Source organism: Pseudomonas sp. GM21 (genome assembly GCF_000282215.1).
GTDB lineage: Bacteria > Pseudomonadota > Gammaproteobacteria > Pseudomonadales > Pseudomonadaceae > Aquipseudomonas.
On the sequence record NZ_AKJS01000071.1, the window covers coordinates 22,356 to 29,237 of the forward strand.

Consider the following 6,882-nt stretch of genomic DNA (forward strand, 5'->3'; position numbering starts at 1 on the left):
GCACTTGGCGACGATTCTTGAGCCTGGGGAGATTGAAGCGGCGGCGACTTCTCCGCCGTTTTTGTTCCCGCCGCCGCACAACCTGTTCACTTTGCGCGCATTGCGTCTGGAGCGGTTGGCCGAGGGGCATGCGCTGGCCGATTACCTGCGACTGGTGGCCGGTCTGTGTCATGTGCAGCAAAGTCTGATGGACGATCCGCCCGTCACCACCTTGCCCGATCCCGAGCGAATCAAAGTCTGCCAGGCCCATGGCCTGCCACCGCTTGCCGCCGACACGCTGGTGCGCGAGGGGCACTGGTTGCCGTACCTCGACGCCTTGTTGCAACGCTACCAGGCACCACCGCAAGCCGCCGTAGAGCAAGCGTTGGCGACGTTGCGCCATAGCGACGCCGGACAGCGCAAAGCCTGGGCAGTGGCGTTGGTCAGTGGCCAGTTCACGCTGTTGCCAGCGGCCCTGGTGCCGTTTCTCGGCGCCGCCTTGCAAGCGGCCTGGAGTCACTGGTTGCTGAGCACACCGGACCTGGCGCTCAAACCCGGTGACAGTCTCAGCCAATGCCCGGCCTGCGGTTCGCCGGCGATGGCTGGCGTGATTCGACAACGGGGCAAACACAACGGTTTGCGTTATCTGGTGTGCTCGTTGTGTGCCTGCGAATGGCATGTGGTGCGGGTCAAATGTGTGTACTGCGAGCAAAGCAAAGGGCTGGAATACTTCAGTCAGGAGGATGATCGTTACGCCGCCAATCAAGCACCGTTGCGCGCCGAAACCTGTCCCGGCTGTCGCAGCTACCTGAAACTGCTGTACCTGGAAAACGACGCCGAGGCCGAAGCGCTGTCGGCGGACCTGGCCAGCCTGATCCTCGACATGCGCCTGGAACAGGAGGGCTACCTGCGTCTCGCGCCCAATCTGCTGCTGGCACCCGGTGGCGACTGAACGCATCTACACTCAGGCGCGACGGTCAATCGTTTCCAGGAGCGCCGGATGCCTTCAACTTCCGCCAGTCAAACCTTGCGGCTGCCTTCCATCGACAGTCTGCTGCGCCATCCCGCCTGCCAACCGCTGGCAGAGCGCTATGGCCGGGAGTCGCTGCTGGCGAGCCTGCGGCAATTACTCGATGACTTGCGCGAACCGGTGCTGACCGGGCAACTGAGTCACGTGGAAATCAGCCCGCACGTGCTGGCGGGGCGGGCGGGTGAGCGTCTGGCCCTACACCACCAAAGTCATGTGCGCCGGGTGTTCAACCTGACCGGGACCGTGCTGCACACCAACCTCGGGCGGGCGTTGCTTCCGGAAGTCGCCATCGAAGCGGTGCAAATGGCCGCGCGCTATCCGCTCAATCTGGAATTTGATCTGCACAGCGGCAAGCGGGGCGACCGTGATGACCTGATCGAAGGCCTGATCCGCGAACTGACCGGCGCCGAAGCGGTGACGGTAGTCAACAACAACGCAGCGGCGGTTCTGCTGACACTCAACAGTCTGGGCGCGCGCAAGGAAGGGATTATTTCCCGGGGCGAGCTGATTGAAATCGGCGGTGCCTTCCGCATTCCCGACATCATGGCGCGGGCCGGGGTCCGACTGTATGAAGTCGGCACCACCAACCGCACCCATGCCCGTGATTACGAAGCCGCCATCGGCCCGCGCAGCGGTCTGGTGATGCGCGTGCATGCGAGCAATTACAGCATTGAAGGGTTCACCGCACGGGTGCCCACCGCCGAACTGGCGCAACTCGCGCACCAGCATGGGTTACCACTGCTTGAAGACCTCGGCAGCGGCAGCCTGCTGGACCTGACCCGCTGGGGCCTGCCCGCCGAGCCGACGGTGCGCCAGGCGCTGCTCGATGGCGCGGACATCGTCACCTTCAGTGGCGACAAGTTGTTGGGCGGACCACAGGCCGGATTGATTGTCGGGCGCAAGGACCTGATTGCGAAGATCAAGAAAAACCCGCTCAAGCGCGCGTTGCGGGTCGACAAAATGACCCTCGCCGCACTCGAAGCCGTGCTGGGTTTGTACCGCGATCCCGAGCGACTGGCCGAGCGACTGCCGAGCCTGCGTCTGATGACCCGCCCGCAGGCCGATATCCTCGCCCAGGCTGAACGACTACAACCCTCGCTGGCACTTGCTGTGGGTGACGGCTGGAGCGTCAGTGCGCTGCCCGCGCTGGGCATGATCGGCAGCGGCAGCCAACCGGTGGCACGCTTGCCGAGCGCAGCGTTATGCCTGCGGCCCAAGGTGTCCAAACGTCTGCGCGGACGGCAGCTGCTCGGGCTGGAAGCCGCGCTCCGCCTGTTGGCCATTCCAGTACTGGGCCGCATCGACGACGACGCACTGTGGCTGGACCTGCGCCAACTGGACGACGAGGCTGCCTGGCTGGCGCAACTCGATCAACTGAAGGTGCCGGGGTGATCGTCGGCACGGCAGGGCATATCGATCACGGCAAGACCTCGTTGCTTAAGGCGCTGACGGGCCAATCCGGCGACCGTCGTCGCGAAGAACGTGAACGCGGCATGACCATCGACCTCGGCTACCTCTATGCGGCGCTGGAACCGGGCGCCGAGCTGACCGGGTTCATTGACGTGCCCGGTCACGAGCGTTTCACCCACAACATGTTGGCCGGGGCGCAGGGCATCGATCTGGTGTTGCTGGTGGTCGCCGCGGATGACGGAGTGATGCCGCAAACCCGCGAACACCTGGCGATCGTTGAACTGCTGGGCATTCCCAGGGCGCTGGTGGCAATCACAAAGTGCGACCGGGTCGATCCGGCCCGGGTGCAAGCCGTCCATGAACAGATGACCACACTGCTGGCACCCGGACCCTATGCCGATGCGTCGCAGATTGCGCTGTCGAGTGTGACCGGGGAGGGCGTCGAGGCACTGCGCCAGGCGCTGCTCGATGCACAGCATGATGTCCTTCAACGCAGTACCAGCGGCGGTTTTCGTCTGGCCATTGATAGGGCGTTCAGCGTGGCTGGGGCCGGTATCGTGGTGACCGGCACGGCATTGTCCGGGCAGGTGACAGCGGGTGACACACTGATGCTGGGCCGGCTGGGCAAACCTGTTCGTGTGCGCGGTTTGCACGCGCAAAATCAAGCCGCAGACACCGCGTATGCCGGCCAACGCGTCGCTTTGAACCTGAGTGCCGAGCGTCTGGCGCTGGAGCATATTCACCGTGGCCAATGGCTGCTGGCCGAGTGGCTGTACGCCCCGACTCAGCGACTGGACATCGACCTGAGGTTGCTGGCCAGCGAAGCCAAAGCCTTCGAACACTTTCAGCCGGTGCATGTGCACCTCGGCACTCAGGATGTGACGGGGCGAGTGGCGTTGCTGGAAGGCGAAAGCCTGGCTCCGGGTGGGCGGATGTTTGCGCAAATCCTGCTCAATGCTCCGGTACAGGCGGTGAAAGGCGATCCGTTGATCCTGCGGGATCAGAGCGCGCAACGTACCCTGGGCGGGGGCCGGGTGCTCGACCCGTTTGCCCCTTCTCGACACCGACGCAGCCCCGAACGCCTGGCACAACTACAGGCCCTCGCCAGCAGTAATAGGCTGGAAGCACTCTTGCCAGCGTTGTTGGCCAACAGCGACACCGGCCTCGATCCAAGGCAACTGGAGCGTCAGTTCAACCGCCCACGCGCGACCTGGGTATTGCCCGATGACGTGCGCTTGATCGAGACCCGCCAAGGTCCTTTGTTGTTCAGCGCGCCACGCTGGGAGGCGCTGAAAGCTCCCTTGCTGGAACAACTCGCACGCTTTCATCTACTTGAACCGGATCAAATGGGCCCGGACAGGGATCGCCTGCGCCGCTTCACCGCATCCTCGCTGGAACGTTCGACCTTCATCCGCCTGCTCGACGAGTTACTTGCCAGCGGTGCCATCGTCGCCAGTGGGCCTTGGCTGCATATACCCGAGCACCAAGTGCGCTTGAGTGAAGAAGACGAAGCCCTGTGGAACCGCATACAACCGCTGTTCGAACAGGCTGGGTTCGATCCTCCATGGGTGCGCAAACTGGGGAACGACGAGGCAACCGTGCGCCTGCTGTTGCGCAAAATGGCGCGGCTGGGGCTGCTGCACCAAGTGGTCCGGGACCTGTTCTACACCGACGCGATCATCCGTCGATTGGCGGCTATGCTCTTGCAACTGGCTGAACACAACCCGGTGATTCAAGTCGCGGCGTTTCGCGATGCGGTTGGCCTGGGTCGCAAGCGCAGCATTCAGATTCTGGAGTACTTCGACCGCATCGGCTTGACCCGACGCCTGGGCGACAAGCGCCAAATCCGTCTCGACAGTGCCTTGGCCCGAAAGGAAGACGACTGATTTCAAGGAAGGCAATCGCGCCCGGTGGCGCGGCCGGGCTTCAAACCCGGTTGGGGACGGCATCCGTTCCCGGGCCGGTTCGACTCCGGCTGCCTTCCGCCATTTTCTGGATTGAGGCGTGAATATTGAGTCAATGTGCCGCATTTTCAGTTTTTTTTCGAAGTGCTGCGATGCAGAGCACACAGATCACGTCGCACTGTTAAATCACCGTCTATGCTGGCCTTACCGCTTCCCTACCTGCTTTGCATGAGCAAGGAGTCATCCATGGTGCCCACACTGCCCACACCGCTGACCGAGAAATCGTTAACCCGCAGCATGCTCGATGTCCTGATTCGTGCCGGGTTGATTGTTGTTCTGGTGCTGTTTTGCTTCGAGATATTCCGTCCGTTTCGCGACCTGATGCTGTGGTCCATCATCCTGGCGATCACGCTCTACCCGTTGCAACTGCGATTGATGGGCTCGTTCGGACGCAGCGAAGGGCGTGCCGCGACGGCAATTGTACTGATTGCCATCGCAATTCTGGTGGTGCCGGTCTATCTGTTGGGCACATCGATTGCGGCATCCGTCGCACAGGTCATCGACCTGGTGAAGGAGGGTACCTTCAGCATCCCGCCGCCGCCCGAATCGGTCGCCACGTGGCCAATCGTGGGTAAAACGATATCGTCAGTCTGGCTGCAGGCCTCAACCGATCTTCCGGACCTGATAGCCAAGTACTTGCCGCAAATAAAAGACGCAAGTCTGGGCTTGTTGACCAAAATTGCCGGCGTCGGTGCGGGTTTGTTGATGTTCATTGTTGCCTTGATCATCGCCGGTATTTTCATGGCGCATGGTGAGGCCGGCAGCCGCTGTGCGGTCGATATCGCGTCGCGCATAAGCGGTCCTGAAAAGGGTCCGAAAATCGCCGAGCTGTGCACTGCAACCATCCGCGCCGTTGCGCTCGGCGTGGTCGGCATCGCCTTCATTCAAATGTTGCTGGTGGGGATAGGCTTCGTGCTCAAAGGCATCCCGGGCGCGGGCATCCTTGCCATCTTTGTGTTGCTGCTCGGCATCATGCAGTTACCGGCCACGCTGATTACACTGCCGGTGATCATCTATGTGCTCGGCACCGAGGGGCCCAACACAAGGACCATTATCTTCTCGGTCTTTGTGTTCATTGCCGGCCTGGTGGATAACGTACTCAAACCGCTGTTGCTGGGACGAGGTGTGGATGTGCCGATGCCGGTCGTGTTGATTGGCGCGCTGGGCGGCATGGTCACGAGCGGTATCCTGGGCCTGTTCATCGGGCCGGTGGTGCTTGCGGTTGGCTATCAATTGTTCTGGCAGTGGGTTCAGGATCGGCCGGAGGGGGTATAAAATCCTCAACCATGAACGCGCCAAATCACGAGTTGCTGGACCGGGTATTAACCGCCCATGGTGGTGTCGAACGCTGGAACAGTTTCAGCAAAGTAGACACCACCCTCGTGACGGGTGGCGCGTTGTGGGCCATGAAAGGGCTGATCAGTAGACGGCCTGCACACTTGACAGAATCGCCATAGAAAAGACCGAAGGGCAGGTCATTACCGTACGATCAGCCCCCGGTTCTCCTTTCTAGTCACGAAAAAATACCCCTTGGGCTAATGTCGGTCAGTTAAGCAATTTCTGCGGTAACGCAATTGTTGTAGCAGCTGGCGAAGCCTGCGTTCGGCTGCGCAGCAGTCGTAAAACCTGAGTTTTCGGTCTTTCTGGAACACCCCATCGCCTGATTTCACGACTGCTGCGCAGCCGAACGCAGGCTTCGCCAGCTGCTACGGACAGCGTTATGGCTTAACTGATCGGCATTACCCCTTGGGACCTCCTGCGCCGCGTATACTTCAACGGCTAAGCGTTGTGGACCTGGCTGACCATGCCCTTCCAGTTCAGCTGCCGGCTATCGTTACAGAAGAACTCTCGGCATCAGGTCAGCCAGACACGAAGGCGTTACTGGTAGCCATCGACCTCAGCGACATCAGCTACTCGTAATGCACGTTGCAATGCCCGCGGGCTCTGTCAACGGCCGGAGCCGGAGGAGGCGTTTTGAAACCATTCCTGCCCGGTACGGGGGCCTCAACCTGGAACATGTTGCGCCAAGCGTGCCTGCAACGCCGGGCAGCCGTGCCGCCGACCTTGACGGAACTGGCGGTCGTGCCCGGCATTCCAGAGGCGCGTTACTGGCTGGACCGGGACATCGCTCCGCTTATTCGGGACGTGCATCAGGCCAACCTTCGAGAGGCGCAAGCGCTTGCCAGAGTCGGGGAGCCGCATGACATGCTACCGCTGGCCAGCATGCTGGCGGTGTCCGGTGGTAGTGACGCGGGCACCTTTGCTGCGGGCATCATCGCGGGATGGTCGCTGCATGGGACGCGGCCACTGTTCAAAATTGTCACGGGCATCAGCGCTGGCGCCCTGGTCGCCCCGTTCGCGTACCTGGGGTCTCAGTACGACGGCATCATTCTGCGCATCTGCAGCGCCGTCGGCCCCAAAGACATTTTCCATTCGCGCAATGTGCTGACCCGGCTTGCCAGCGACGGTATGGCGGACAGCAAGCCACTGTCGCGGCTC

General features: G+C 61.7%; 6 protein-coding genes and 1 tRNA gene. All 7 read left to right on the forward strand.

Annotation, left to right across the window (positions count from 1 at the left end):
* Positions 1–4 precede the first annotated feature (4 nt).
* Entirely contained in the window at positions 5–931 is a 927-nt protein-coding gene (fdhE, locus tag PMI22_RS18590) for a formate dehydrogenase accessory protein FdhE (RefSeq protein WP_007944949.1), read from the forward strand.
* Positions 932–979: 48 nt separating this feature from the next.
* On the forward strand, positions 980–2,401 hold the full coding sequence (selA, locus tag PMI22_RS18585) for an L-seryl-tRNA(Sec) selenium transferase (RefSeq protein ID WP_007944950.1): 1,422 nt from the start codon (positions 980–982) through the stop codon (positions 2,399–2,401).
* On the forward strand, positions 2,398–4,305 hold the full coding sequence (gene selB / locus PMI22_RS18580) for a selenocysteine-specific translation elongation factor (protein ID WP_007944951.1): 1,908 nt from the start codon (positions 2,398–2,400) through the stop codon (positions 4,303–4,305). The genes selA and selB overlap by 4 nt, the downstream gene beginning before the upstream one ends.
* A gap of 6 nt (positions 4,306–4,311) precedes the next feature.
* Positions 4,312–4,407: transfer RNA gene (locus PMI22_RS0129315), tRNA-Sec, on the forward strand.
* Positions 4,408–4,569: 162 nt separating this feature from the next.
* Positions 4,570–5,658: an AI-2E family transporter gene (locus PMI22_RS18575; protein ID WP_007944952.1), complete on the forward strand. Its 1,089-nt coding sequence runs from the start codon at positions 4,570–4,572 to the stop codon at positions 5,656–5,658.
* Between the two features lie 11 nt (positions 5,659–5,669).
* Complete coding sequence (locus tag PMI22_RS31340; RefSeq protein ID WP_157214425.1) at positions 5,670–5,840, forward strand: hypothetical protein; 171 nt, start codon at positions 5,670–5,672, stop codon at positions 5,838–5,840.
* A gap of 559 nt (positions 5,841–6,399) precedes the next feature.
* The coding region (locus PMI22_RS18570; RefSeq protein ID WP_338010175.1) for a patatin-like phospholipase family protein at positions 6,400–6,882 on the forward strand (483 nt) is incomplete at its 3' end.

What these genes read in the sequence shown, in the direction of transcription:
- selA (WP_007944950.1), top strand. Translation starts at nt 980, where the DNA reads ATGCCTTCAACTTCCGCCAGTCAAACCTTGCGGCTGCCTTCCATCGAC.
- PMI22_RS31340 (WP_157214425.1), top strand. Translation starts at nt 5,670, where the DNA reads ATGAACGCGCCAAATCACGAGTTGCTGGACCGGGTATTAACCGCCCAT.
- PMI22_RS18575 (WP_007944952.1), top strand. Translation starts at nt 4,570, where the DNA reads ATGGTGCCCACACTGCCCACACCGCTGACCGAGAAATCGTTAACCCGC.